Annotated in this window: 25 protein-coding genes; 9 read left to right on the top strand and 16 right to left on the bottom strand. The window is 57.3% G+C overall.

Features of this window, described 5'->3' with window-relative positions:
• Positions 1–100 precede the first annotated feature (100 nt).
• Positions 101–778, bottom strand: coding sequence for a Fe2+-dependent dioxygenase (locus ACNAZS_RS08200; protein ID WP_415788057.1), 678 nt, complete (start codon positions 776–778; stop codon positions 101–103).
• Positions 779–871: 93 nt separating this feature from the next.
• On the bottom strand, positions 872–3,193 hold the full coding sequence (locus ACNAZS_RS08195; protein WP_415788055.1) for a catecholate siderophore receptor Fiu: 2,322 nt from the start codon (positions 3,191–3,193) through the stop codon (positions 872–874).
• A 302-nt stretch (positions 3,194–3,495) separates the two neighbouring features.
• Here ACNAZS_RS08195 and ACNAZS_RS08190 point away from each other — a divergent pair, with 302 nt between their 5' ends.
• Positions 3,496–4,401 carry a LysR family transcriptional regulator gene (locus ACNAZS_RS08190; protein ID WP_415788053.1) on the top strand — a complete coding sequence of 302 codons (906 nt, stop codon included), beginning with the start codon at positions 3,496–3,498 and terminating at the stop codon, positions 4,399–4,401.
• Here the strand turns inward: ACNAZS_RS08190 and ACNAZS_RS08185 are convergent.
• Genes ACNAZS_RS08185 through ACNAZS_RS08160 form a run of 6 tightly spaced genes read right to left on the bottom strand, consistent with a single transcriptional unit; the run spans position 4,391 to position 9,305 of the window.
• The gene (locus tag ACNAZS_RS08185; protein ID WP_415788051.1) at positions 4,391–5,113 is read right to left on the bottom strand and encodes an amino acid ABC transporter ATP-binding protein; all 723 of its coding nucleotides are present in this window, start codon (positions 5,111–5,113) and stop codon (positions 4,391–4,393) included. The genes ACNAZS_RS08190 and ACNAZS_RS08185 overlap by 11 nt on opposite strands.
• An 8-nt stretch (positions 5,114–5,121) precedes the next feature.
• Positions 5,122–5,814 (bottom strand): amino acid ABC transporter permease, encoded by a 693-nt coding sequence (locus ACNAZS_RS08180; protein ID WP_415788049.1) that lies wholly within the window; start codon positions 5,812–5,814, stop codon positions 5,122–5,124.
• A 6-nt stretch (positions 5,815–5,820) separates the two neighbouring features.
• A complete protein-coding gene (locus ACNAZS_RS08175) occupies positions 5,821–6,525 on the bottom strand; it encodes an amino acid ABC transporter permease (RefSeq protein ID WP_415788047.1) in 705 nt (234 codons plus the stop codon).
• 24 nt (positions 6,526–6,549) lie between these two features.
• On the bottom strand, positions 6,550–7,380 hold the full coding sequence (locus tag ACNAZS_RS08170; RefSeq protein WP_415788045.1) for an ABC transporter substrate-binding protein: 831 nt from the start codon (positions 7,378–7,380) through the stop codon (positions 6,550–6,552).
• A gap of 18 nt (positions 7,381–7,398) precedes the next feature.
• The gene (locus ACNAZS_RS08165; RefSeq protein WP_415788043.1) at positions 7,399–8,625 is read right to left on the bottom strand and encodes an aminotransferase class I/II-fold pyridoxal phosphate-dependent enzyme; all 1,227 of its coding nucleotides are present in this window, start codon (positions 8,623–8,625) and stop codon (positions 7,399–7,401) included.
• An 8-nt stretch (positions 8,626–8,633) separates the two neighbouring features.
• Positions 8,634–9,305, bottom strand: a complete 672-nt coding sequence (locus tag ACNAZS_RS08160; RefSeq protein WP_415788041.1) for an RraA family protein — start codon at positions 9,303–9,305, stop codon at positions 8,634–8,636.
• A 442-nt stretch (positions 9,306–9,747) separates the two neighbouring features.
• On the opposite strand from ACNAZS_RS08160, the gene ACNAZS_RS08155 reads away from it, so the two are divergent.
• The 4 genes from ACNAZS_RS08155 (at position 9,748) to ACNAZS_RS08140 (ending at position 14,269) form a co-directional block, all read left to right on the top strand.
• Positions 9,748–10,308: a sigma-70 family RNA polymerase sigma factor gene (locus ACNAZS_RS08155; protein WP_415788039.1), complete on the top strand. Its 561-nt coding sequence runs from the start codon at positions 9,748–9,750 to the stop codon at positions 10,306–10,308.
• A gap of 1 nt (position 10,309) precedes the next feature.
• Positions 10,310–11,308, top strand: coding sequence for a FecR domain-containing protein (locus ACNAZS_RS08150; protein WP_415788037.1), 999 nt, complete (start codon positions 10,310–10,312; stop codon positions 11,306–11,308).
• A 140-nt stretch (positions 11,309–11,448) separates the two neighbouring features.
• Complete coding sequence (locus ACNAZS_RS08145; RefSeq protein WP_415788035.1) at positions 11,449–13,923, top strand: TonB-dependent siderophore receptor; 2,475 nt, start codon at positions 11,449–11,451, stop codon at positions 13,921–13,923.
• A 64-nt stretch (positions 13,924–13,987) separates the two neighbouring features.
• The gene (locus ACNAZS_RS08140) at positions 13,988–14,269 is read left to right on the top strand and encodes a peptidylprolyl isomerase (protein ID WP_415788033.1); all 282 of its coding nucleotides are present in this window, start codon (positions 13,988–13,990) and stop codon (positions 14,267–14,269) included.
• Between the two features lie 92 nt (positions 14,270–14,361).
• Here ACNAZS_RS08140 and ACNAZS_RS08135 read toward each other — a convergent pair whose 3' ends face one another.
• The 8 genes from ACNAZS_RS08135 to ACNAZS_RS08100 form a co-directional block, all read right to left on the bottom strand.
• Positions 14,362–15,177, bottom strand: coding sequence for an HvfC family RiPP maturation protein (locus ACNAZS_RS08135; protein WP_415788031.1), 816 nt, complete (start codon positions 15,175–15,177; stop codon positions 14,362–14,364).
• Entirely contained in the window at positions 15,170–16,045 is an 876-nt protein-coding gene (locus tag ACNAZS_RS08130; RefSeq protein WP_415788029.1) for an HvfB family MNIO-type RiPP peptide maturase, read from the bottom strand. The genes ACNAZS_RS08135 and ACNAZS_RS08130 overlap by 8 nt, the downstream gene beginning before the upstream one ends.
• A 43-nt stretch (positions 16,046–16,088) precedes the next feature.
• On the bottom strand, positions 16,089–16,631 hold the full coding sequence (locus tag ACNAZS_RS08125; protein ID WP_415788027.1) for an HvfA family oxazolone/thioamide-modified RiPP metallophore: 543 nt from the start codon (positions 16,629–16,631) through the stop codon (positions 16,089–16,091).
• 91 nt (positions 16,632–16,722) lie between these two features.
• A complete protein-coding gene (locus ACNAZS_RS08120; RefSeq protein WP_415788025.1) occupies positions 16,723–17,373 on the bottom strand; it encodes an HvfX family Cu-binding RiPP maturation protein in 651 nt (216 codons plus the stop codon).
• Entirely contained in the window at positions 17,373–17,753 is a 381-nt protein-coding gene (locus tag ACNAZS_RS08115) for a hypothetical protein (RefSeq protein WP_415788023.1), read from the bottom strand. The genes ACNAZS_RS08120 and ACNAZS_RS08115 overlap by 1 nt, the downstream gene beginning before the upstream one ends.
• A 263-nt stretch (positions 17,754–18,016) precedes the next feature.
• Positions 18,017–18,493 carry a DUF4148 domain-containing protein gene (locus ACNAZS_RS08110; RefSeq protein WP_415788021.1) on the bottom strand — a complete coding sequence of 159 codons (477 nt, stop codon included), beginning with the start codon at positions 18,491–18,493 and terminating at the stop codon, positions 18,017–18,019.
• 334 nt (positions 18,494–18,827) lie between these two features.
• Positions 18,828–19,346 carry a thioredoxin family protein gene (locus ACNAZS_RS08105; protein ID WP_415788019.1) on the bottom strand — a complete coding sequence of 173 codons (519 nt, stop codon included), beginning with the start codon at positions 19,344–19,346 and terminating at the stop codon, positions 18,828–18,830.
• Between the two features lie 88 nt (positions 19,347–19,434).
• Positions 19,435–20,124: a cytochrome c biogenesis CcdA family protein gene (locus ACNAZS_RS08100; RefSeq protein WP_415788017.1), complete on the bottom strand. Its 690-nt coding sequence runs from the start codon at positions 20,122–20,124 to the stop codon at positions 19,435–19,437.
• Between the two features lie 256 nt (positions 20,125–20,380).
• On the opposite strand from ACNAZS_RS08100, the gene ACNAZS_RS08095 reads away from it, so the two are divergent.
• From ACNAZS_RS08095 to ACNAZS_RS08080, 4 genes are all read left to right on the top strand, one after another.
• A complete protein-coding gene (locus ACNAZS_RS08095) occupies positions 20,381–21,115 on the top strand; it encodes a response regulator (protein WP_415788015.1) in 735 nt (244 codons plus the stop codon).
• Positions 21,115–22,449, top strand: a complete 1,335-nt coding sequence (locus tag ACNAZS_RS08090) for an ATP-binding protein (protein ID WP_415788013.1) — start codon at positions 21,115–21,117, stop codon at positions 22,447–22,449. Before ACNAZS_RS08095 ends, ACNAZS_RS08090 begins: the two co-directional genes overlap by 1 nt.
• 36 nt (positions 22,450–22,485) lie before the next feature.
• Positions 22,486–23,736 (top strand): kynureninase, encoded by a 1,251-nt coding sequence (gene kynU, locus ACNAZS_RS08085; RefSeq protein WP_415788010.1) that lies wholly within the window; start codon positions 22,486–22,488, stop codon positions 23,734–23,736.
• Positions 23,737–23,910: 174 nt separating this feature from the next.
• Positions 23,911–25,002 (top strand): tartrate dehydrogenase, encoded by a 1,092-nt coding sequence (locus tag ACNAZS_RS08080; protein ID WP_415788008.1) that lies wholly within the window; start codon positions 23,911–23,913, stop codon positions 25,000–25,002.
• Positions 25,003–25,061 lie beyond the last annotated feature (59 nt).

Raw genomic sequence — 25,061 nt, 5'->3', positions numbered from 1 at the left:
ATGCCGCGGCGCTTGACTTAGCCGTCGAGGGATATATGTGGTTTATATATCTATATTACCAGTGGTTATTATGCGTAGCATTCGGGCAATCGCCTCCCCCTTACAGCTCAGTCCACTCTCTCAGCAAATTGTGATAGCAGTTCGCCAATGATAGGGTCTGCTCGGTTTCCCCGAGCTGCGCGCGCAATTGCTGGATGTTCTGATCGAGCTCGAACAACATCTGCCGCCGGTTATGCTCGCGAATCATGCTCTGGATCCAGAAAAAGGATGCCACGCGGGCGCCCTTCGTCACGGGTGTGACGCAGTGCAGGCTGTTGGCGGGGTACAAGATCATGTCGCCAGCGGGTAGCTTGACCAAGTGCTCGCCGTAGCTGTCTTTGACAATCAGCTCACCGTCCTCGTACTCATCGGGTTCGCACAGGAACAAGGTGGCGGACAAGTCTGTGCGCAGCCAGCCGGGCGCGGCAGGAAAGCGACGCACCGCACCGTCCACATGAAATCCGTAGGTCTCTGCGGACTCGTAGCGATTAAATAACGGCGGCACGGTACGCAATGGCAGAGCCGCCGCAAAATACAGGGGACTACGACCCAGGGCACGCAGCACGGTCTCACCCAACTCACGAGCTAGATCAGACGACTCGTCGAGTTGACGATTGCGTTTAACGGCAGCCCCTTGGTTACCGACGGTGCCGCGGCCGTCGACCCAGTGGGCGCTGTCCAGGCGACTACGCATGTCTCGGACTTCGTCCAGCGTCAGGATCTGAGGAATATGTAGCATCGTTGACTGCCCGCTAAAAAAGACATAACCGCCGCGGCAGACAGGATCTGAACCCTGCCCTCCACGGCGGATATCGACCTCCGCTGTCAGCGATCAGAAATGAATGTTGGCTGTCAGCAATACCGTACGCGGCGCGCCCGGGAAGTAGCGGTAACCGCTCTTGTTGATCGCCGCCACGTACTCTTTATTAAAGAGATTGTAGACGTTGAGCTGGAAGTCCAGGTTCTTGCTGACCGCGTAGCCTGCCATGGCGTCAAACACCCAGTATGCACGTACATATTCCGGCGTGCCGGTTGCCCCGTCAGAACCACGCTCCATACTGCCCACATAGCGCGCGCCACCCCCAAGCGTGAAGCCACTGGGATGGCGATAGGTGCTCCACATCGAGAAGGCATGCTTCGGGGTATAGCTCAGGTTGTTGGAACCGTTGTTGGTCACAGAGGGGCCGTCGTCCACGGTCGCATTCTGGATCGTGTAGCCCGCGCTGACCGACCAGTTGTCAGTGATCTGGCCACTGGCGCCCAACTCCAGTCCTTGCACGCGTTTCTTGGCGGTTTGGCTATACGTGCCATCGGGGTCTTGCTGGATTTCGTTATCGACTTCGGTGCGAAACAACGCGGCACTGACCAGCAAATTGCGGTCAAAGAGCTCCCACTTGGTGCCCAGCTCGGCGGTCTTGGCCTTCTGAGGAGCAAAATCAACGCGGTTGGCACTGTTGCCATTACCTTCAGCCGCCAACTGGAAGTTCGAACCGCCGGGGGGTTGTTGCGATACACCGTAGTTCACGTAGATATTGCCGTTAGATGCCACACGATACAGGGCGCCAAGTTTCCAGTTCACCAGATTGCCCGAAATGCGCTCGTCGACGGTATTGATTGGCGTACCGACTGGGGCGCCATTGCACGCGACCGGATTACGACCCGTACCGCCGCAAGCGGTGGCGCTGTCGTATTTGGTGCGATAGTGATCCAGGCGAATGCCGCCGTTGACCTGCCATGCATCGCTTAGATCGATAGTGTCGAACGCGTAAATGGCGACCGTATCCGTGGTCCCGTGTGCGTTGGCACCGTTATTGTGTATACCGTCTGCGCTGATGCTGTTGTCGGGATTGTAGATATTGACCGGCGGATACGTCACGGGTGGTGTCATGCCGTACGAATCCTGCATTTCACTCGTGAACTCGAAGCCCGTGCTCAAGTCGTGTTTAAGCGAGCCGGTGTTGAACTTGGCCGTCAAGTTTGTCTGGTTGGTCCAGATGCGGTTGTTGATGTTTTTCTGATTGGCCGAACGCGACATGTACCAGGTACTCGGATCATTGGGATCGCCAATCGTCAGGTTCGACGCGCCTGCCATGAAAGAGGTCAACAGATAGTTCTGCTTGGTGCGCGACCAACGGGTCACATTGCGCAGCGTCACGTTTTCGTTGAGATCGTGCTCTAGGCGCAAGGTCGCCATGTCAGTGGTCGAGTAATCGTGATCTGATTGAGTGCCGTAGAAATTATTGGTATCGACCGTGTCGGCGTTGTCCAGAAAGGACAGTGAATCATTGGGTGCGGAGTAACCCGGCAAGCCTATCGTGACCACGCCGCCATCGGGCACATTGGTCTGTTTGACGTGCATAAAGTCCAAGAACACGCGAGTATCGGTTCCCAGGCCAAAGGCCAGAGACGGCGCGACGCCCCAACGGTTGTTTTCGATTTGATCACGACCCGCTACGTCGGACTTCAAACCCATCATGTTCAAGCGAAACGCCGAGGTCTCGCCGATGCTTTGGTTCCAGTCCAGCGTCGAACGCTTATAGCGCGCGCTGCCGATGCCAAAGCTGGCGTCAAAGCTGTTGTCGAGCTTGGGTTGCTTGCTGACCAGATTGATCGAGCCGCTAGGTGCGCTGCGGCCATAGTCTGAGCCAGAAGGCCCTTTAATGACCTCCACGGCTTCGGTATTGAACATATCGCGTTTCACGCTGGCGATATCCCGAATGCCATCGACATAAATACTGTTGGACGTATCGAAACCTCGCAGATAGATGGCGTCGCCGGTTGAGGTATTGCCGTTCTCCCCCGCGTAGAACGTCCCTGCGCCGGCTACGTTGCGCATGGCTTCGGTCAGCGTGGTGGCCTGCTGGTCCTTCATCAGTTGCTCGGTCACGACCTGCACGGTTTGCGTCGTGTCGACGAGCGGCTGGGTGAATTTGGGAGATTCGAGCCGGTTTGCCTTGTACGATGTTCCGTCCTCACCAATGACGGTAACGGGCGACAGGGTATTGACGCCCGACGCCGCGGGGGTCTGGGCCGCGGCCATACCAGACTGGCCCAGCATCAGTGTCGCCAGGACAGAGGCTGCGGCATTGCCCGCCAGGGTGCTCTGGCTCACGGCGCATAGGGGTGCGCATTTTCTATTCTTGATATATGGCATTCGGCTTCTCTTCGGATGTGAACAAACAGGGCGTCCTCTCCTACGATCCTGTTTCAGTTAGCTACAGAGAATAGGATTCTAAATAAAAATGATTTTTATTAACTGACAGAAAACTGAAACGTTGCAATACAGAGACACGGCATAAAATCGACAGAACCGTCCCTCGTTCTTACATCATGAGATTCTTTATGTCGCAGCGATCCACACGCCTTGCCATGCTGATGGCAGGCATTTGCCCCACCACCGCGAGCACTGCCCGGGCGGTCAAGCGATCCGGGGCTTCGGTTGACTAACGGTCTTCCATGCTGACCTTCAAACAGATCGAAGCGCTGTACTGGGTTGTGCAGTTGGGCAGTTTTGCCAATGCGGCCGAGCGGCTCAACACGACCCAGTCCGCGATTACCAAGCGCATCCGGGAATTAGAGACCCATTTCAATATCCAGGTCTTTGACCGTAGCGGTCAACGGGCCACGCTCACCAGCACCGGCGAAGAACTGCTGGCGATGGCGACAGATCTGCTGGGCCGCCGGGATCAGATGCTGCTGAAGATGCAAGGCATTAAGCCGTTCTCGGGCTCGCTGCGGCTGGGCATTACGGAAATCACCGCAATGACTTGGCTGCCTAAGTTGATGAAAGAGTTGCGGACGTTGTTTCCCGAACTCGTGGTTCAGCCCAAGATCGGCCTGGCGTGGCAGTTGCAGCAAAGTTTGTTGCAAGGACAACTGGATATGGCCATCTTGCACCGAGAATTGCGCAACCCGTTCCTAGAGGCGGAACCGATCGCGCAAGTGAACTTCTCATGGGCGGGCAGCCCCGAAATAATTTCTCCGACGAAGGTGTACTCGCTAGAAGAAATCTCCCGCATGAATATCATTCGCCAAGATCCCGAGTCAGGCCTTAATGCCATCTATGACGAATGGTTTGCCCCCTTTACGCCGCAGTCGAATCTGTTCACCATTAATAGCCTGCAGGCCATGGTAGGGATGGCGGTCGCAGGGTTTGGCGTGACGTGTATGCCAGAGGATTACTTCTCGGATCTATTCGCAAGCCGCAAGCTGGTTGCCCTGCGTACGACCAAAACGACGCCCTCGTCCTTGTACTGTGCGATGTACGCCAAGCAATCGAACACCATGTTCTATCAGGAGATCGCGCGCATTGCGCGCGAGGTGTCTGATTTTTCTCAGCCGTACGGCGGTGTTAATGCTTGATATCCGACAGAAACTTGCGCGCCCGATCAGTCTGAGGTTGCTCAAAAAACTGTTTGGGCGGGGCTTGCTCGACGATGCGGCCGGCATCCATGAACCACACCGTGTCAGCCACATCGCGGGCGAAGTTCATTTCGTGTGTCACGCACACCATCGTCATGCCCTCGGCGGCGAGTGATTTCATCACCAGCAGCACTTCGTTAACCATTTCGGGATCCAGTGCACTGGTGGGCTCGTCAAACAGCATGATGCGCGGTTTCATTGCCAGCGCGCGGGCGATGGCCACACGCTGCTGCTGCCCACCCGATAACTGACCCGGATAGGCATCAGCCTTGTGGCCCAGACCCACGCGCTCCAGCAACGCAACAGCGTGCTCACGGGCCTGCGCTTTATTCATGCGCTTGAGCATCACGGGCGCCATCATCAGGTTGCCCAGCACATCCATGTGCGGGAACAAGTTGAACGACTGAAACACGAAACCAATATGGCTACGCATCTCGTCTAGCGAACCACTGCCATAAACATCCGTGCCATCGACGAAGATGTTGCCCTTCTGGATAGGCTCCAGGCGGTTGACGGTACGAATCAATGTGGACTTTCCCGACCCTGAGGGCCCACATACCACCAGGACCTCTCCTTTTTGTACTTGGGCATTGATGTTGTCCAGGGCGAGATAGTCGCCATACCATTTACTAACGTTCTTGAATTCGATCATGAGTAGGCCTAGGCTGCTGCAGGTCGAGATCCGTTCATGCGGATCTCGACGAGTTTAACGGCGCCGGTAAGAATCAGGTTCAGCACGAAATAAGTCAGCGCCAGCAATGCGAAGACCTCAAACGGCTTGGTCAGCAACATGTTGTTGACCTGCGCTGCCGCAAACGTCAGTTCGTGCACGCTGATCACGAAACCCAACGAGGTTTCCTTCACGGTCGAGATGAATTGACTGAGCATGCTGGGCAAGGTGTTGTACAAGGCCTGCGGCAGCACGATCTTGCGCATAGTCTGCATATGGCTCAGGCCCAGCGAGCGGCCTGCTTCCATTTGTCCGGCCGGTAACGCCTGAATGCCACTGCGGATAATCTCGGACAGATAGGCGCCCTCGTAGAGAATCAACGCGGCGGCCATGGTGGTCACGCCACTGACCGACGTGCCGATCACCAGGGGCAAGAAAAAATAAGCCCAAAAAATGAACATGATGAGTGGCAAACCCCGCACCAAATACACCACCGCCGTTGCCGGCCAATAGAGTATTTTGTGCGAGCTGATGCGTCCCAGCGCCAACAACACGCCCAGCGGGAACGCCAATGCCAGGCTGATCAATGCCAAGCCAATCGTTGCGATCAACCCGCCCATCGGACCGTTGGGCCATTGGCCGACCAGCAACAATAACCAGTTATCGGAGAGTATTTCCAGCATGACGCGTTACCGGGCCTTGGTCACGTACGCGACCCGTTTAGAGAGATAGGCGCCCGTAACCATCAGCAGCAGAGAGATCACCAGATAGAGCACTGTCACAACGGTGTAGATTTCGAACGTTTTAAATGTGGCGGATTCGATTTCCCGGCCCGCCCCCGTGAGCTCAATCAGACCAATTGCCATTGCCAGGCTCGTGTTTTTAAACAGCAGCAAGGTCTGATTGGTCAACGGCGGAATCGAAATCTTGAATGCTTGAGGCAGGATCACCTTGCGCATAGTGCGCAGATAACTCAGGCCCAAGCTACGCGAGGCCTCCATCTGGCCGCGAGGAATCGCGCGGATCGCGCTACGCAGGTCCTCGCTCACATAAGCAGCCATCACCAAGCCGATGGCGATGGTCGCGTAAAAAAACTCGCCACCCACACGGTTGATCACATCTTCCGCCGCCAGAGGCATGAGAGCCGCCACACCGAAATACCACACCAGAATATGGACCAACATCGGCACGTTGCGATGAAAAGCCACATACAAGATGATCAGGGCGTTCAGTATCCGAATGTTGAGCATGCGCAGCACAGCCAGCACGCTGCCCAGCACGAATGCGAACACCCAGGCAAACAAAGTCATTTTCAGGGTGGTGAAAAGCCCACCCAGAATCAGCGTCGGGTAGCCGTTATTGAGTAACGCACCGAAATCTAATGTGTAGTTCATAAACCGCTACCCGCTCTGCCCACATTAACCCTTGATTTCTTCGACCTTGAAGACGCGCTTGGACGGGAACTTGGTGTCCGGGCCAAACCAGCGGTCATAAATCGTTTGGAGCTCGCCGGACGACTCCAGCTTGGAGAGCACTTTGTTAACTTCGTTGCGTAGACCCTCTTCGCCCTTGCCCATACCGATACCCCACGGTTCGACGAACAGCGGATCTTCGATGATGTCGAGTTTGACGGGCGTCGCCTCAGCATCTTGCTTGAACTTGATCAGCATGAGCTCAGATCCGACAAAGCCAGAGACCTTGCGCTGTTGCAATGCGACAAAGGCCGTGGGAGGATCCTTGAAGGTCACGGTGGTCACGTCGGGGATCAGGCGCTTGGCACCCGCCTCGGATGACGAGCCCGACACAGCGCTGACGCGCTTGCCAGCCAGATCTGCGTTGGTTTTCAACGTGGCCGCATCATCGCGACGGATCAGAATTTTCTGGGGGCTGACATAGTGCTGGTAGCTATAGTCGATCTGCTCTGCACGCTGCGGGCTCCAGCCCAGATTGGCGGCCACCACGTCGACACGCCCCCCAGCCAATTCGGGGATTCGGGCGGCCACCGAAATCATTTTCACCTCGAGCTTGACGCCTAGATCGTCGGCGATCGCCTTGCACAGATCTATTTCGTAGCCCACAACCTGGCGCGTCTTGGGATCCTGGAAGCTAAACGGCTCGGACGTACCCAGCGTGCCGCAAACCAGCGTGCCACGCGCTTTGATATCGGCCAGCGCGTCTGCGTGCGCCATATTTACAATGCCCAGGCACGCCAATAGGGGAACGCACTTCAGTATATTTTTGAAGACCATGATTTCCTTCCTTGAATGTTATTGAAGTTTGCTGCAAGCCTGCGATAGCTTTTCGCAGCCGGTCTTGATGGTTTCCAGATCGGTGGCGAAACTCATGCGCAGGTAACCAGGGTTGCCATAGGCCGTGCCGTCCAGGACCGCAACACCGGCCGCGTCCAGCAGGTAATGCACGAAATCCAGATCATTCGTAATGGCCTTGCCAGCGGGCGTACGCTTGCCGATGAAGCCCTGGATATTGGGAAATACGTAGAAGGCGCCCGCCGGATTGGGACACGACATCAACGGGATGCGATTGAGCAGATTGACGATGGTGTCGCGGCGCTCTTTGTAAATCGCCACGGTATCGGCCACGCATTGCTGATCGGCTGTCAGTGCCGTCGCCGCGGCGACTTGGCAAATCTGGCTGGCGCACGAGGTCGATTGGGAAATCAGCGTCGAGATCGCTTTGGCCAACCACGCGGGGCAGGCCGCGTAGCCAATGCGCCAACCGGTCATGGCATACGCCTTGGAGACGCCATTGACCAGCATCACGCGCGATGCCAGGCTCGGATTCACGGTCAGCGGCGAGAGATAGGTACCGTCGTAACAAAAGTGTTCGTAAATTTCATCGACCATCAGCAGCACTTGCGGATGACGCTCCAGTATTGCCAGCAATGCCTTCAGTTCAGCCTCGGTGTAGATCGCACCCGACGGGTTATTCGGTGCATTGAGCAGCAACCACTTGGTGCGCGGCGTGATGACAGCCTCGAGGGCCTGGGGCGTGACTTTGAAATCCTGGGCTTCGGTCGTCGGCAGAATCACCGGCTTGCCATCATTCAACAGCACCATGTCCGGGTAGGACACCCAGTAGGGCGTGGGAATGATGACTTCATCGCCCGCGTCCAGTGTGGCCTGCAAGGCCGAGAAAATCAATTGCTTGGCGCCCGTACCAACAACCAGTTGATCCAAATCGAAAGACAACTGATTTTCACGCTGAAATTTTTGCTGTACGGCCGACAGCAGTTCGCGAATACCGGACGATGAGGTGTACTTCACCGCACCACTCTCGATCGCGCGGATACCGGCCTGCGCGATGTGTGCCGGGGTTGCCAAGTCGGGCTCACCGATAGTGAAGTCGACAATATCTTTGCCTTCGGCGCGAAGCATGTCGACTTTGCGTTTGGCCGCCATGCTCGGCGACGGTTTGATGGCGCTCATGCGCCGGGCAAGAAATGAGGGGGCTTGATTCGAGTTGCTTAGCGTCATGATTCGATCTACAGGAGGTTCTTGGCTTCCAATACGGGGTGCAGCCAGCTTTGGCGGTCGGCGCCACTATCGATCTCTGCCATGATCCGCTCTTCTTTAGCGGCATGGGCGCGGGCTTTTTCTACCAGGGCATCCGCCTGGCTGACGGGAAACGACACGATGCCGTCCTCGTCGGCCACAATGACATCGCCCGGATAAATGACTTGGGCGCCAATGGTGACAGGGACGTTGACTTCGCCCGGGCCGTCTTTGTAGGGGCCGCGATGTACATGGCCACGCGCATAGCAGGGGAACGAATCGTTTTCGAATGCGGCGACATCGCGAATCGCGCCGTCGACGATCAGGCCAACGCAGCCAAGCCGTTGCAGATAGCGTTTCATGATTTCGCCCACGCAGGCGTTGGTCAGATCGCCACCCGCGTCCACGACCAGCACATGTCCCGGCTGAATCAGCGTCATGGCTTTGTAAATGAACAGGTTGTCGCCGGGTCGCGTCTTCACCGTGACGGCACTGCCGACCAGCTTGCCACGACGGTTGTAGCGGCTCAGGCCCACAACGCCGCTCTGGCGATGCATGTTGTCGCTTAGGTGCGGGGTCACAATGGATTGCAGGGCCTGGGTCAACTCGGGACTGAGCACCGGCGCGGCCGCATTGAGGGTAAATGGCGAAGCGTTCTGCATGGTTGATCTCCTGAAGCCAGGATCATGCAAAACAATCCGCATGTGCAAAAAGGGAATTAAATGCCTATCGTTTTATTCCTTTTAGGAATATTACATGACATTGGCCCCACTGAATTTCATGACGGCAAAGTTTTTATTCTTTAAGGACAAGGCCTTATATTTTTTCGGAGTAGACCGTTAACCATTCAGCCGTCTCGTCGGGCGTGCACCATGATGGCGCCTGACTCGGGAAATCCCCTAGCAGAAGTCTGCTCAATTTGCACACTTTCCGTAGCCACAATCTATTAATGCGGGGGAATTGCGATAGAAACCGCTGATGCAGCAAGGCGAAATAAAAGTTGAATTTGACGGCACGGGTAATACTGGATTTCAAATAAGAACTATTTCTATTAATATTGCCGATTCACCTGCTCCCTTGCCAACGCCTGCAAAGAGTTCGATCGTGAGTGCCGCGCCCTACCCGTCTCTGTCTTCGTCGTCGGTCGATACCCTATACACCGACCATCACTCCTGGCTTCGGGCGTGGCTGCAGCGGCGTCTGGGTAACGCAGCCGATGCGGCCGATTTGGCACATGACGCGTTTTTACGTTTGATCCTGAAACCGGCCCCACGTGGTTTCAGCAGCCCATCAGAGGCCAGGGCCTATTTGCGCACGATGGCGCAAGGGATGTGCATCAATCTATGGCGCCGGCGCCAGATCGAACAGGCCTGGCTGGATACCGTAGCCGCGCAACCCGAAGGTTTTGCCCCCTCTGCCGAGCGCCAGGCGATTGTCCTGGAAGCCTTGCAAGAGATCGCCGAATTGCTTCAGGGCCTGTCTCCCAAGGCGGCTCAGGCCTTTTTGATGTCGGCCGTATGCGGCATGACTGCGGCAGAGGTCGGCAATGAGCTTGGCGTGTCGTCGCGCATGGTGCGCAATTATGTCGCACAAGCCATGCTGCATTGCATGCAAGCAGATGCCGTGCAAACAGTGGCCGAACTACGATGTGCTCCCCTGACGTGACATGACGCCTTCTCACGAGATCATGACAGAGGCCGCACAGTGGTATGCCTTGCTGATTTCCGGCGAGGCCTGCCCAGCAGATCGGGTACGCTGGCAGGCGTGGCTAACCTCCCATCCCGAGCACCGGCGCGCATGGACGTACGTGGAATCCGTCAGCCAACGCGTGCTGGCGCCCCTGCAAGAGACACCCGACCCGCCGTTGTTGGCGGCCAAGATTCACGATGTTCATACCCGAATACGATCTCGTCGGCGTGTGTTGGCGGGCCTGGGCATCCTGGCAGGCGTAGGTCTGGTCGGATGGGCAAGTCGGCCACACACTCCGATTGCAGATGCCTTATCGGCCTGGATGGCGGACTATCGCACCGGGACAGGCGATATACGCGAGTTCAAATTAGCGGATGGGTCACGCATCTGGCTCAATGCCGCAACCGCGGTGAATGCGGAGATACAGGTTCGTCTGCGCAAACTCACCCTTGTCGCCGGCGAGGTCCTGATATCGACGGCCCAAGGGGATTCACGACCCTTTATCGTCGAAACCCCGCAAGGCAGCCTGCGTGCGCTGGGCACCCGATTCACGGTGCGACGTGAATCCGGGCACACGTTTCTGGCGGTCTACGACGGATCGGTGGAGATCCGCACGGCGGACAATGCCGCCACCCGCATTATTCCAACCGGGCAGCAGGTTCGCTTCACCCCGGACCGAATCAGCAATGCGACGCCCGCCGACCCGGCCCGCGAGGCATGGAGCCGGGGGGAACTGATTGCCTGGGACTTGTCTTTGGCCAGCGTCGTCGAGGAACTCAGCCGCTATCACTGGGGGCATATCAGTGTGGCATCCGAGGTCGCACAACGGCGCGTATTCGGCACGTTTCCGTTACGCGACGTCGATGGCACCCTTGCCATGCTGGCCGAGGCGGCGTCGCTGCACATACATAAGCCGTTGCCGTGGTGGATTTCAATCGACCCCGACGGGACCACAGCGTCCACGCCACCCCGTTGAGTTCCGCTTTTTGCCCTCTCGATTGATTTAAGGATAGAGAGGGCCAAATCATCAAAAACCGCGATCTGCATGCGCGCGAGAGGCCCCATTGCATCAACCCTTGTTGAGAGAAAGCCTCCATGTCCCGGTGCCCGCCATCCATGCCCCGCCGTCCATTGCCCCGCATGGGCCATTTTCCTTATCTGAATCTCGCCCGGCAGACACCGGGGAAAACCAGATTTGACACCAAACCCCGGACAATAGGGACTGGTTTTAGTGCCATCGCCGCCGCGATCATCGCGGGCGTCGGCATGCTACCTGGCCACGCCCATGCCGCCCAAGGTCTCGTCGCACAGGCAGCATCGACCGCGGCGCCTGCACAACATCACTACGATATCCCCGCGGGCCCATTACGTACCGTATTGACCCGCTTTGCCAGCGAATCGGGTATTTTTCTGGCGGGATCCATCGACCTGGCCAATGGAAAAAACAGCACTGGCCTGAAAGGCAGCTACACCGTTTCTCAAGGCCTGGCGAACGTGCTGGCGGGCACGGGCCTGCAAGCGACGCCCGATGCAAACAAGCGATATATCCTCAGGGCGTTGCCCCCCGCGAGCGTGAGTGAACTCCCTGTCGTCACCATCACGGGCCAAACCGAAAGTGGCACGGGACCGGTGATCGGCTATATGGCGCGCAACAGCGAAACCGCCACGAAGACCGACACACCTATTGTCGAGACGCCGCAATCGATCTCGGTCGTGTCGGCAGACCAGATCCGCGACACGGCATCCAGCACGCTAGATCAGGCCTTGACCTATAGCGCGGGCGTGCGCACATCGATCTACGGGGCCAGCTCTCGCCTGGACGCGATACAGGCTCGGGGTGTCGAGATTGAAGATATTTATCTAGACGGCCTGAAAGACCGGGTCAATTTCTGGACCAGCGCGCCGCGCGTAGAACCCTATTTGATGGAGCGCATGGAAGTCCTGCGCGGGCCCGCATCCATGCTGTACGGCCAAGGCGGCCCTGGCGGACTGGTCAACAACGTCAGCAAACTTCCTCAGTCAGAGGCGCAGCGTGAAGTCGGCATTCAGGTGGGCAGTCACAACAAACGACAGATACAGACGGATCTGACGGGCCCGTTGAATGAAGATGCCAGCTTGATGTATCGGTTGGTGGCCCTGGGCCGAGAAAGCGGCACGCAGATTGACCACGGCCAGGATGACCGCCAACTGATCGCGCCCTCGCTGACATGGGCACCCAGTGCCAGTACCGACCTGACGCTGCGGTTCAAATGGCAAAAGGATCGGGCCAACGGCGATTCGGGCAGCACCCTGCCCTGGGACGGCACGATTCTATCCAATCCCAACGGACAGATTTCCCGACACACCTTCATCGGAGAGCCAGGCTACGACCACTTTGACGCCGACAGTTGGCAGGCCGGCTGGTCGTTTCGCCATGCGTTCAATGATCAATGGACGTTTCGCCAAAATACGCGCTGGACAGATACCAAGACGGACTATGCGGCCTTTGATGTCTATGCACCGTATTTGGATGCTGACCAACGCGTGCTAGATCGGGCCGCTTATTTTTGGAAAACGGACATCAACGTCTTTGCCGCGGACCAGAACCTGCTCGGCAAATTTTCAACAGGATCGGTTGCCCATCAATTGCTGGTCGGTCTGGACATCATGCAGTATCGCAAATCGGGCTCCGGTGTGGATGACGTTCCGATCGCCGATGGCGGTGGATTGGCGCCTATCGATGTCTACGACCCCGTTTATCAGGGCAACTATAGACCTCCCGAGCTCGAACCAATCGCCACGAACGGCGTCAAGCAACTCGGAATCTACGTTCAGGATGAAATGCGTTGGGGGTCGTGGATTTTGCTGGCCGGTTGGCGGCACGATGAGTCGCAAAACTGGGAAGACGGTGCCGACGATCGTAATGACCGCGCCGATACCATGCGTATGGGCTTGATGTACGAGATCGCGCCCGGCCTGCTGCCCTACATCAGTTATTCGGAATCCTTCCTGCCCCAGGGCAATACGGATTGGGGTCAACAACTGCGCCCGCTTCGCGGTAAACAATGGGAGGCCGGTGTCAAATACCAACCCCCGGAGCAAGATTGGCGCGCCTCGGCGGCGGTATTTGAACTACGGGAGGTCAACCGCACGGTAGAGGTCTCGCCGACCGAAGTTGCGCAACGCGGCAAAACCCGAAACACCGGCCTGGAGCTGGAATGGGTGGGCTCCATCACCCCGCAGGTCGATATCAACGCCAGCCTGACCCTTGTGAACGTCGACCGCCAATTGAGCGGTGTCCCCAAGCGGCAGGCCGCGCTATGGGGAACTTATAAATTCTCGATCGGGAATCTGGATGGCTTCTCTGCTGGCGCGGGCGTGCACTACGCGAGTGGCTTCGTCGACGAGTCCAGCGAAGGCGCGGACGTGCCCAGAACCCCGTCGGTCACCTTACTGGATGCCATGCTGGCATGGGAAAACCGCAATTGGCGCATAGCGCTCAATGCCAGCAATCTGACCGATAAAGTCTATTTCAGCCAATGCTCGGAGTGGGGTTCTTGCTCGTATGGCACGGGCCGTCTGGTTACATTGAGTACAACCTATCGCTGGTAGGTAATGCCTGACCGAGTATTATTTGGTCGGCAGTCATCTTGTTATTTATTAAAGGAGCAATTCCATGGCCCAAGCCAGCGCACGCCACATCCTGGTATCCACCGAAGCCAAATGCAACGAACTCAAGACCGCGATCGAAGGCGGTGCCGACTTTGCCCAAGTGGCACGCGAGAACTCCAGCTGCCCCTCCAGCCGTGATGGCGGCAATCTGGGCACCTTCAGCCCGGGTCAAATGGTGCGTGAATTCGACCAAGTCGTGTTCAGCGCCCCGCTGAATGTGGTGCAAGGACCGGTGAAAACCCAATTCGGCTATCACCTGCTCGAAGTGACTGATCGTCAAGATTAATCACAGTGCTGCCTGCGGAGCGTCAGCCGCCCCGCAGGCCGGCGATGACGGCCTGCCACGCTTGGCCGTCATCCCACGAAGAAAACGCGCGATTAAGCGGCAGCGCTAAACGCCAGTACGCGTTGATCAAGCAGGCTCTGCAGCAACGCCTCTGCCGAGGCCATGAATGCGGTCATATCCGGGACCGCGGCGTCTTTGCCCAATTGCTGCAACAGAATTCGCGCAGGCATGCCTGGATATTGCTCAACGCATTGCAATAGATGCCACGCCAACGGGCTCAACTCAGAGAATCTCACGACGTCATCGGGATCACGGCGTACCAACAGCAAGGTAGGCACGTCAGGCGGCTGGACGGGTTGATATTCCGGACCCAGGCGATGGACGGGCCAGGTGTAAACCAGTGGCCAAGCCAAGGGCGATAATCGCAACCCATGATCCAATAACGACGGATACTGTTGCGGCAATTCCGGCCCGAATATCACAATATTCACGCCATCGGCCGGCTCAAACGATTCCGCGTCACGTTGCATCAGCACCATCTCGACCCATTCATAGTGCGCCAGTTCAACCATAAAGGGACGACAGCACGCGGTCGGAATGGATGCAGGATCAAGGCCGGCAAGGAACTCGACAAACTGGGCGGATACCTCGCCAAATCGCGGGGTATGAGATTGGAAATCCCGCAGGAAACGCTTGACCAGGAGTGCCCAGTTTTGCGGCCCCAGCAATGACACGAGCACAGGAAAAGTACCGCCCAGCAACGCGATCAAGTTAGCGGGAATCAGCTCAAGGTAAACCTTGACCCGAGTGGCATTCATGCCTGCCGGCGAGGGATAACGCAATGGGTCACGCAGATGTCGAGTCAAGGCCTGCTGCTGGGTATGCAATGCGGGGGCATCATTAGCCATGGCTTACCTCTTCGTGCCGGGTCGTCAGGGTTTGTGCTTGCAAGCCGCGAATGACACCCAACTCAGCCACGAGTTCTGCGTAGGGCGGAAAATTAAAGTCCCGCTCCAGCAAGGTAGGCTGCACGCCGAAGCGTTCATGCGCCAGTTCCAGCAAGGACCACACCACGGATTTAACGGGCGCACCGTGCGTATCGATTTTTAAGTCCTCAGCTTCGTCGTAATGGCCTGCCACATGGTACCCAACCACACGGCCGGGGCTGACACGATCCAGATAATCCGTGGGATCGAATCGATGATTGATCGCGTTAACGTAGACGTTGTTCACGTCGAGCAACAAATCGCAGTCAGCCTCTTGCACTACCGCGTTGACGAACGTGACCTCGTCCATATCTTGGCGCGGCTTGGCATAATAAGAGACGTTCTCCACGGCAATACGGGTCTCCAGAATATCCTGAGTACGACGGATGCGTGCCGCCACATGATGGATAGCCTCTTCGGTAAACGGCAATGGCAGCAGATCGTACAAGTGTGCCTCGTCGGTGCAATAGCTCAGATGCTCGCTGTAGGCAGAAATGTTGTGATGGCTCATAAACAACCGGATATCCCGCAATAGGGCCTCGTCCAGCGGTGCAATACCGCCCAAAGAGAGCGAAAGACCGTGGCAATAGAGCGGATAGCGTTCCGCGAGACGATGCAACGCCTTGCCGTGTGCGCCGCCCACACCCAGCCAGTTCTCAGGCGCCAACTCCAGAAAGTCAAAATCTCCCGCAGGCGCCGCTTGCAGATCCCGCAACAGCGCGCGACGCAGCCCTAGCCCCGCCAAGGCGCGAGTCGAAGGATTCAATGATGAAGTCGTGGAGTCAGGCATCTGGATTCCTTTGAAAACAAACCGAACTGGCTGGGTGATACCGTCAGTCGGCGATACTGCTGAACAATCCCTTGGGCATGGGTTTGCCATTGGCGGCGTAAGTGGCCTTCAAGTAGTCATACGCTTCTTGTTCAGAAATTTTGCTGTCTCCACTGGTATCGATTTTTTTGAATACATCGGCACGACCGGGAGCAACCTTCAGAAACTCGGCCCGGGATACAAAGCCGTCACCATCCGTGTCGGTCTTGGAAAACGAAGCATCGCCGCATTTACCTTCACCGCATTTCCCCTCGCCACATTTACCTTCTGCCGACTTGGCGTCGGCGCCGCATTTGCCTTCACCACATTTGCCTTCTGCCTCGGTGGCTTTGGCATTGCCGCCCGACTTGGTTTGAGCACTGGTTTCGGCGCCGCACTTTCCTTCACCACACTTACCTTCGGCAGGCTTCGCGTCGCTGGAAGCGACCAGATAACCCTGTGCCAGAGGTTGCATGGCGAAGGCGGATCCGCTCAGCAGCACACTACCGGCCAACGCTGCGCCAATCAGGCCCAGGGCGGTTTTGCGGGGCGTAGAAATGTTAGACATAGACTTCTCCAGAGTAGGTGCACATCAAGGTGCGTCGTAATTGCCACGATCTGTGGCGTTTAGAAAAACACGTTAGGTAGCGAAGGAATTACTAGGCCTGCAGCGCGAAAAGCAGTAACACCAACCCGGCCACGAACACGACAATCCCGGCCCAAGGCACAAGCAAGGACAGCGGCAAACCCAGCAACACCAAAGTGATGCCCCAAGCGAAGGCGAGGCGAGTAGCCGGCTCGACAGGCGGGCGACCACGGAACGTAACAATCAGGTGATCTAGGCTGAAGCGCCCTGCCCCGTTGAGCATCAGTGGCAACAGCATGATCAAATACAGGAGCGGAAGTTTGTAATTTCCGTAGCCCTTGTCAGTAATGGCATAGCCCTGCCACAACTCACTCAAACTGGTCCAATCGCCAGGCCAGTGGACCGCGTAGGTCGCCACAATGGTCAGTACCCACAAGGAATAGGCGACAAAGCGTGTGCCCAATCCCAACAGCAGGGCCAGACTGCCCAAGAGCTCGAACCAAGTCGCCAGCGACCAGTTGAGATTGGCGCCCAGTACGGAAAAGGGCCACGGGAAACGATCGCCAAGTTGAGCAAACCAGTTCTCGCCGAGTAATTTCTCACGGCCCGATTCGAAAAATTCCCAGGCCAGAATCAAACGCAAGCCTAACGGCGCTAACCAGTTCCCCACTCGATTCAAAGGAGAAAGGCTCAACTGGGTGGGACTCAACGCGGCGTGGCGCATCACAACACCGACACGTCACGGCTTGCCATTAGCGAAGCAGGCGAGTGCGCGTAAGCCGCCAACTTGGTCCGGTATGACACACTGTCGATGTCGGGCGTCGCGTTACCACGCCATGCTTCAGACAGACCAGCATTGCGCCAAGCGGCGAGATCGGCTGTAACCTGCATACGCGAGAGTGTTGAACGCGTAACGGGAATGTAGGTTTGATCGCCTGGTTGCACGTTACCGGTGGCCTTGGCAAGCTCCAGATCCGCCTTCACCTCTGCGCCTGAGAGCGTCGAGAACGTGGGCGGCACGTAGGTTTCTTCGGCAGCGTGCACAGCAGTACCGGCAGACAGGGCGGACAAAGCGATGGCGAAAATGGCGACTTGGGTTTTCATGATTAATCTCGATAAAGAAAGTTAGGGATGAATAAACTGCAAGGGGTTATCTGAATCCGTTGGACATTTCAGTCCGCAGCTTTTGTCGCATCATGTATTGCGCAGGTGGCTGCGGGTTGGCTGTCCATGGAAGTCATTACAAGGCAGTGGCGTATCCCGGTTGTGTCGCGTGATCCCGTTTTTTGGTGCGCAACGTATCTATGTAGGGGGTAGATACACTGCGATACGAAACTACGGCTGACCGGGGTTTTCCACTCGACTTATTACTGAACCGCACCGCCGTGGGCCTTTTGTTGCGCAACTAAGTATTGGTAGTAGGCGAGTTTGTGGCGGTATGCCGTGCTGTAGATATCGGGGGTTTGCTCGCCGCGCCATTCCTCGGCCAGTCCCGCCTTACGCCACGCAGCCAGGTCAGCTTTGACTTCCGTACGCGACAGGGTCGAGAACGTGGGGGGCACGTAAGTTTCGTCACCATCCTGGATCTGTCCGGCAGCACGGGCGGCGGCCAGCTCGGCGCGAACTTCGCCGCTTGAGCGGGTTGAAAAGCTGGGCGGCACGTAGGTTTCGTCGCCGCTTTGCACGTTGCCGGCAGCCTTGGCGGCAGCGAGCTCGGCCTGGACTTCAGCACGGGACAACACGTCGAAGGTCGGTGCGACATAGGCGCTTGCAGCGGTTTGCGCGGCGGCGCCTGCCGACAGGAGGGACAATGCAACAGCGAGGATAGTGAATTGGGTTTTCATGATCGGTCTCGATATAAAAGTGTTGGAAGAAACGAAGGATTTGTTTAAGCATGTTGGGCATCACGTCTTTCGTGTTGTCCATGGAAGTCATTACAAAGGGCTGGCGTATCCCGGATGTGTCGTGCAACCCAGGGTTTTGGCACGCAACGTATCTATAGAAAAGGCAGATACAGTGCGAAAAGAAATAACGCTCTGGCCGCGTTCGGTAGCAAACGAAAACAGCGTTCAAAAATCCCACGCGAGGTGCGTAACACCAGGATGGCGCGAAGGCCTGGTCACGAAAAAAGGGGGCGGCCTATGGCCGCGCCCTGCTACGTCTGGCGATCTCACAAGATCAGCCGGGTTGCGCCAGCAGACGCTGGATTTCCGCTTCGGTCTCTTTGTATTTCCCTTCGCCAAAATGGCGATACACGATTTGGCCGTGCTTATCGATCAAGTAGGCGGCGGGCCAGTACTGGTTGCGATAAGCATCCCAGGTAGCGTAGCGATTGTCTTGGGCCACCGGGTACTTGATGCCCAAGCGCTCCATCGCCTGGCTGACATTCTTGGTAGACCGTTCAAAAGGAAACTCTGGAGTGTGCACGCCAACGACGACAAAGCCCTGGTCTTTGTACTGTTGATACCAGCGGGTCACGTAAGGCAGTGTGCGAATGCAATTAATGCAGGTGTATGTCCAAAAATCCACGAGCACGACTTTTCCGCGCAAGGACTGCAGCGTCAAGGGATCGCTATTGAGCCATTTCTCGATCCCGGTAAATTCCGGCGCGGCGACCGGGGCGGATTGAGGCGCGGCCTGTACGGCACAAACGACGAACAACGAGGCAGCGGCCAGTGATTTCAAAAGGGTCAGCATGATGATGTCCTTGCAAAGATGATTGGGCCCAGAGAAGGGGCACGGGTCAGGAAGAAAGGCCTTTTGGCATAGGCTTCGTTAGCCCTTCTCATTGAAAGAAATTGGCGAACCAGGCATAGAACAGGATGTCGTACTGGAAATGAATGGCCAGCGCGGTCAGTACCAACAGCCCCCCGAATCCTTGTTGCAGACGGGGGGTATAACGATTGATCCAGCGCACATGGGTAGCGATGGCCTGACCGCCATAGGCAATGGCAAGCATGGGAATCCCTGCGCCGATGGCGTAAAACAGCAATAACGTGCTGGATTGGCCCAGGTCCTGAGCCTTGGCGGCCAGCACCAGGATGGAGGCCAGCACCGGCCCGGCACATGGAGTCCATATCGCACCTAACGAGATGCCCAACAGGAATCCTCCCGCATTGCTGTTACCGGTTTTGCCAGATAGCAGCGCGATATGCTGTAGCGGCCCGCCGACACCCGCGATCAACCAGTCGTATGGGCGAGGCCAGATCCGTGCCAGTCCGAACAGCACCAACAGAACGACTGAGGTTGAGCGCACCGCCTCGTGGACGGTTTCGTTCAAGTTCGACAACAGACTCAGTGTGATCCCCAGTCCGGCAAACGCCGAAACAAAGCCGGTCACGACGAACAACGGACGTAGCCGAGTAGCGCGTTCGACTGAGCTACCCAGCAAAATGGGCAGGAGAGGCAATACGCAGGGTGAGGCGATGGTCAGGATGCCGGCGAGCAAGGCAATAGGAGCATTAATGACATTCATGGCGAATATTCCGTGATCAGGAAACGCCATTTCATCCGTGTCAGGTATCCGGCTTGTGCCGCGAATGCGTCAATTTTTCAAGTTCTTGTATCGTGTACGGCGGTATATACACTACGACACACAAGGGGGGGTTCCCTCTGCACGTGCGTTGACTACACTTCTGGTCATACCGAGGCGCCCCGACCTGACGTGCATCCCCTAGCTCTGGTTCCAGGCCCCTGCCCACTTTGATGTATTCCAGATAAGGCTGCTGTACATGGATCAAATTGATCACATCATGATCGTTGACGACGATCGGGAAATTCGTGAACTGGCCGGCAATTTCTTGAAGAAAAATGGCCTGGAAGTGACATTTGCCGCGGATGGCAGGCAGATGCGCTCATTGCTGGAAGGCATGAAAGTCGACCTGATCGTGCTCGACATCATGATGCCGGGCGATGATGGACTGGTGTTGTGCCGGGAATTGCGCAGTGGCAAGCACCGCAAGACGCCAATCCTGTTACTGACTGCGCGCAGCGACGATATGGATCGTGTCATCGGTCTGGAGATGGGCGCCGATGACTATCTGGTCAAGCCCTTTGTCGCGCGCGAGTTGCTGGCCCGCATCAAAGCCGTGCTGCGTCGCACCCGCATGCTGCCCCCGAACTTCCAGGTCACCGAGCCTGGACGGCAGATCAAGTTCGGCAACTGGCGGCTGGACACCACAGCGCGGCACTTGCTGGACGAAGACGACACGATCGTATCGTTGAGCGGTGCGGAATACCGGCTATTACGCGTATTTCTGGATCACCCGCAACGCGTGCTCAATCGCGATCAATTATTGAATCTGACCCAAGGGCGCGATGCCGACATGTTCGGTCGATCGATTGATTTGTTGGTCAGTCGAGTACGGCTGCGGCTGCGCGAGGATGCTCGTGAACCTATGTATATCAAGACGGTACGCAGCGAAGGCTATGTATTCACGGCTGCGGTCGAGGTGCAGGAAGAATAATGCGCATATCCCGTTTGCCGCTGCGCCTTTGGCCACGCACACTGGTCGCGCGCCTGTTTCTGATTTTTCTGGTGGGCCTGGTGCTGGCTCACACCCTGTCGTTTGCCCTACTGTTCTACGAGCGCTACGACGCGACCAAATCGATGATGCTCGGCGACCTGGAGCGTGACGTTTATATTGCCGTCGACATTCTGAATCGACTCCCCGCTGACGAGCGGGCCGACTGGCTGGAGCGTTTATCCAGCGGCCGCCGCCAATACCTGCTGGGCCCGGGCCAGGCCGATCAACCATTGCAGCTGACCGAGGCACGTAACGCGGCCGACTCTATTGAACAGGCCGTACGCAACCGCTATCCGATCGTCGTGCACGCCATGGAGGGTGACGAGCGCCATATTCAGGCCCGAATCACCCTGCAAGATGGCAACCCGATTGTGCTGGATATTCATTTGGGTATGCCTCCCTTGGCCATGTGGCTGCCCGTCGTCTTGTGCATACAGTTGGCGTTGCTGGTGCTGTGTGCCTGGATGGCCGTGCGGCTTGCGGTACGCCCCCTGACACATCTCGCGCAGGCGGCGGACACGTTAGACCCGAATCGAACTGGTCCGCGCCTGGATGAACAAGGTCCCGCAGAGGTAGTGCAGGCCTCCGCCGCATTTAATGCCATGCAAGACCGCATCGCCAGTTATCTGAAAGAGCGGATGCAATTGCTGGGCGCGATCTCGCACGATCTGCAGACACCGATTACCCGAATGAAGCTGCGAGCCGAATTTATGGACGACTCGACGGACAAGACCAAGTTGACGCAGGATTTGGGCGAAGTAGAGCGTCTGGTACGCGAGGGAATCGAATATGCGCGTAGCGCCCATGGCACAGAGGAAAAAGCGGCGCGGATCAATCTACACGACTTTCTGGACAGCCTGGTCTGTGACTACCAGGATACTGGCCAGCAAGTCGCGTTGACCGGCCCGTCGGACCGGGCATCCAAGCTGGTGCATACCCGCCCCCACGCACTGCGGCGCATATTGGGCAATCTGATCGACAATGCACTGAAATTCGCAGGCGCCGCTGAGGTCTCTATGCATGATCGCGGGGCGCGGGGAATATCGATTTTTGTACTAGATCGTGGCCCGGGGATCCCGCCCGGCGAACTGGATGCCGTGCTGCAACCGTTTTACCGTCTGGAGGGCTCGCGCAATCGGGATACGGGCGGCACCGGGTTAGGTCTGGCAATCGCGCAACAACTGACTTCCGTCCTCGGAGGCACGCTGGTATTAAGCAATAGGGCTGGCGGGGGATTATCGATAGAGGTGCAAATCCCCGTCTCGCTTGAATAGACGGTGCTAGTATTCAGAGGTCACCAAGGAGCCTCTATGCCTACCCGTCAAGCGTGCCTGCAGGCCGATCAGAAAGATCCTCTGGCATCACTGAAAGCCCATTTTGAACTGCCCGCGGGCGTTCTTTATATGGATGGGAATTCGCTGGGCGTTTTACCAAAAGCCGCCGCCGAGCGCAGTGCACAGGTCATCCAGAAAGAATGGGGCCAAGGGCTGATTCGCAGTTGGAACGACGCCGGTTGGTTTGACCTGCCCTCGCGCTTGGGAGACAAACTGGGGCAGTTGATCGGCGCAGGCGCAGGTCAGGTTGTCGTAACCGATACCACCTCGTTGAACCTCTTCAAGTCCTTGGCGGCGGCGCTGCGCATTCAGCAGCGCGCCGCGCCACAACGCAAGGTCATCGTGTCGGAACGCGACAATTTTCCGACCGATTTGTACATGATTCAAGGGATGATAGACCTGCTGCAGCAGGGCTACGAGATGCGGCTGGTCGATGAAGACTTATCGCTAGAACAAGCGCTCGATGACACGGTCGCGGTGCTGCTGCTCTCGCACGTGAACTACCGTACCGGCTATCTTTACGACATGGATCGCGTCACCGCACAAGCCCACGCCCAAGGGGTGTTGACGATCTGGGATCTGGCCCACTCGGCAGGCGCCGTGCCGGTGGATTTGACGCGTTCCAATGCGGACTTCGCAGTAGGCTGCACGTATAAGTATTTGAACGGCGGGCCGGGCGCGCCTGCCTATATCTGGGTGGCCCCGCGCCATACCGACAGCTTCTGGCAGCCGTTATCCGGCTGGTGGGGACATCAACGGCCCTTTGACATGGCCGTCGCCTACGAGCCCGCGGGTGGTATTCGCCGTTACTTATGCGGCACGCAACCGATGGTTTCGTTATCGCTGGTGGAATGTGGCCTGGATATCAGCCTACAAGCGAACATGAAGGACGTACGCCAGAAATCACTGGCGCTGGGCGACTTGTTCATTGAGCTCGTGGAGCAGCGCTGTACCGACCACCCACTGACACTCATCACGCCGCGCGAACATGCGCAACGTGGCAGTCATATCAGTATTCGGCATCCCAATGGCTATGCCGTTATGCAAGCGTTGATTGCACGCGGCGTGATCGGCGACTACCGCGAACCCGAAGTCCTGCGTTTTGGTTTGACGCCGCTATACCTGGGCTATACCGACGTCTGGGATGCGGTTGAGATTCTGAAAGAGGTACTCGATAGCAAGGTGTGGCAGCAACCCGAGTTTTCACGGCGAGGCGCAGTGACCTGACATATGGGTTTGGCAGGCAGGTGATGGCGGGCCTCGCCACGGCGAGCACGCCAAGCCCCACCGTTAACCTGAAGTTAATAATGCTTTGAATCGCCTGCGCCCCTGCGCGGTGTGACGGTGGGTACAGTGTCTGGCAAACATGCTGGCGATCGACGTCAGCCAGGAGCCAGGCACATGAAAACATACCGTATCGCAACTATTCCCGGTGACGGCATCGGCAAGGAAGTCATTCCTGCCGGTCGCGAAGTCATGCAAACGTTAGCCGAGGCCGACGGCTCGTTCGTCTTCGAATTTCATGATTTTGATTGGGGCGGTGATTACTACCGCCGCCATGGCGTCATGATGCCCGCCGAGGGTCTGGACGAGCTACGCGACAAAGATGCTATTTTGTTTGGGTCGGCAGGTGATCCGGACATTCCGGATCACATCACGCTGTGGGGCCTGCGACTGAAAATCTGCCAGGGGCTGGATCAATACGCCAACGTGCGACCCACCCGCATTCTGCCCGGTATCGACGGGCCGCTAAAGCGCTGCACACCGGAGCAACTCGACTGGGTGATCGTGCGCGAAAACTCTGAGGGCGAATACTCGGGTGTCGGCGGTCGTGTGCACCAGGGTCAACCCATCGAAGCCGCGACCGACGTGTCCATGATGACGCGCGCGGGTGTCGAACGCATTTTGCGCTTCGCTTTTCGGTTGGCGCAGTCGCGCCCCCGCAAACAACTGACGGTAATCACCAAATCCAATGCGCAACGCCACGCCATGGTGATGTGGGACGAAATCGCCCTGGAAATCAGCCGCGAGTTCCCCGATGTGCACTGGGACAAGGAGCTGGTAGACGCCGCCACCGCGCGCATGGTGAACCGCCCCGCGACGCTGGACACCATTGTGGCGACTAACCTGCACGCCGATATTCTGAGTGATTTGGCCGCGGCACTGGCCGGGAGCTTGGGCATTGCCCCGACCGGCAACATTGATCCGGAACGACGTTACCCGTCGATGTTTGAACCCATTCACGGCTCTGCCTTCGACATCATGGGCAAAGGCCTGGCAAACCCGATCGGCACGTTCTGGTCGGTGGTGATGCTCTTGGAACACCTGGGCGAGCACCAAGCCGCCGCACGTGTGATGCAGGCCGTGGAAAACGTGACGGCCGACCCCGCGCTACATACCGGTGATCTTGGAGGGAAAGCGACGACAGCGCAAGTCACGCAAGCCGTGTGCCAGTACTTGAAACAAACGGCGGCCCAGACACAAGCCGCATAGTGTCAGCCTAACGCACTACCCGCGGAGGATGATCTCATCTTTCGCGCGATCAACAAAAA

Origin of the sequence: Bordetella tumulicola, assembly GCF_965138755.1 — a bacterium.
GTDB classification, from domain to species: domain Bacteria; phylum Pseudomonadota; class Gammaproteobacteria; order Burkholderiales; family Burkholderiaceae_B; genus Bordetella_A; species Bordetella_A tumulicola.
This window is presented reverse-complemented; position numbering and strand designations above follow the sequence as displayed.

Coding starts and splice junctions, on each gene's coding strand:
- ACNAZS_RS08095 (WP_415788015.1), top strand. CDS start 20,381: ATGGATCAAATTGATCACATCATGATCGTTGACGACGATCGGGAAATT.
- ACNAZS_RS08120 (WP_415788025.1), bottom strand. CDS start 17,373: ATGCGCCACGCCGCGTTGAGTCCCACCCAGTTGAGCCTTTCTCCTTTG.
- ACNAZS_RS08180 (WP_415788049.1), bottom strand. CDS start 5,814: ATGCTGGAAATACTCTCCGATAACTGGTTATTGTTGCTGGTCGGCCAA.
- ACNAZS_RS08135 (WP_415788031.1), bottom strand. CDS start 15,177: ATGGCTAATGATGCCCCCGCATTGCATACCCAGCAGCAGGCCTTGACT.
- ACNAZS_RS08145 (WP_415788035.1), top strand. CDS start 11,449: ATGCCCCGCCGTCCATTGCCCCGCATGGGCCATTTTCCTTATCTGAAT.
- ACNAZS_RS08165 (WP_415788043.1), bottom strand. CDS start 8,625: ATGACGCTAAGCAACTCGAATCAAGCCCCCTCATTTCTTGCCCGGCGC.
- ACNAZS_RS08115 (WP_415788023.1), bottom strand. CDS start 17,753: ATGAAAACCCAAGTCGCCATTTTCGCCATCGCTTTGTCCGCCCTGTCT.
- kynU (WP_415788010.1), top strand. CDS start 22,486: ATGCCTACCCGTCAAGCGTGCCTGCAGGCCGATCAGAAAGATCCTCTG.
- ACNAZS_RS08105 (WP_415788019.1), bottom strand. CDS start 19,346: ATGCTGACCCTTTTGAAATCACTGGCCGCTGCCTCGTTGTTCGTCGTT.
- ACNAZS_RS08080 (WP_415788008.1), top strand. CDS start 23,911: ATGAAAACATACCGTATCGCAACTATTCCCGGTGACGGCATCGGCAAG.
- ACNAZS_RS08175 (WP_415788047.1), bottom strand. CDS start 6,525: ATGAACTACACATTAGATTTCGGTGCGTTACTCAATAACGGCTACCCG.
- ACNAZS_RS08130 (WP_415788029.1), bottom strand. CDS start 16,045: ATGCCTGACTCCACGACTTCATCATTGAATCCTTCGACTCGCGCCTTG.
- ACNAZS_RS08200 (WP_415788057.1), bottom strand. CDS start 778: ATGCTACATATTCCTCAGATCCTGACGCTGGACGAAGTCCGAGACATG.
- ACNAZS_RS08090 (WP_415788013.1), top strand. CDS start 21,115: ATGCGCATATCCCGTTTGCCGCTGCGCCTTTGGCCACGCACACTGGTC.
- ACNAZS_RS08190 (WP_415788053.1), top strand. CDS start 3,496: ATGCTGACCTTCAAACAGATCGAAGCGCTGTACTGGGTTGTGCAGTTG.
- ACNAZS_RS08100 (WP_415788017.1), bottom strand. CDS start 20,124: ATGAATGTCATTAATGCTCCTATTGCCTTGCTCGCCGGCATCCTGACC.
- ACNAZS_RS08140 (WP_415788033.1), top strand. CDS start 13,988: ATGGCCCAAGCCAGCGCACGCCACATCCTGGTATCCACCGAAGCCAAA.
- ACNAZS_RS08195 (WP_415788055.1), bottom strand. CDS start 3,193: ATGCCATATATCAAGAATAGAAAATGCGCACCCCTATGCGCCGTGAGC.
- ACNAZS_RS08170 (WP_415788045.1), bottom strand. CDS start 7,380: ATGGTCTTCAAAAATATACTGAAGTGCGTTCCCCTATTGGCGTGCCTG.
- ACNAZS_RS08160 (WP_415788041.1), bottom strand. CDS start 9,305: ATGCAGAACGCTTCGCCATTTACCCTCAATGCGGCCGCGCCGGTGCTC.
- ACNAZS_RS08150 (WP_415788037.1), top strand. CDS start 10,310: ATGACGCCTTCTCACGAGATCATGACAGAGGCCGCACAGTGGTATGCC.
- ACNAZS_RS08110 (WP_415788021.1), bottom strand. CDS start 18,493: ATGAAAACCCAATTCACTATCCTCGCTGTTGCATTGTCCCTCCTGTCG.
- ACNAZS_RS08185 (WP_415788051.1), bottom strand. CDS start 5,113: ATGATCGAATTCAAGAACGTTAGTAAATGGTATGGCGACTATCTCGCC.
- ACNAZS_RS08125 (WP_415788027.1), bottom strand. CDS start 16,631: ATGTCTAACATTTCTACGCCCCGCAAAACCGCCCTGGGCCTGATTGGC.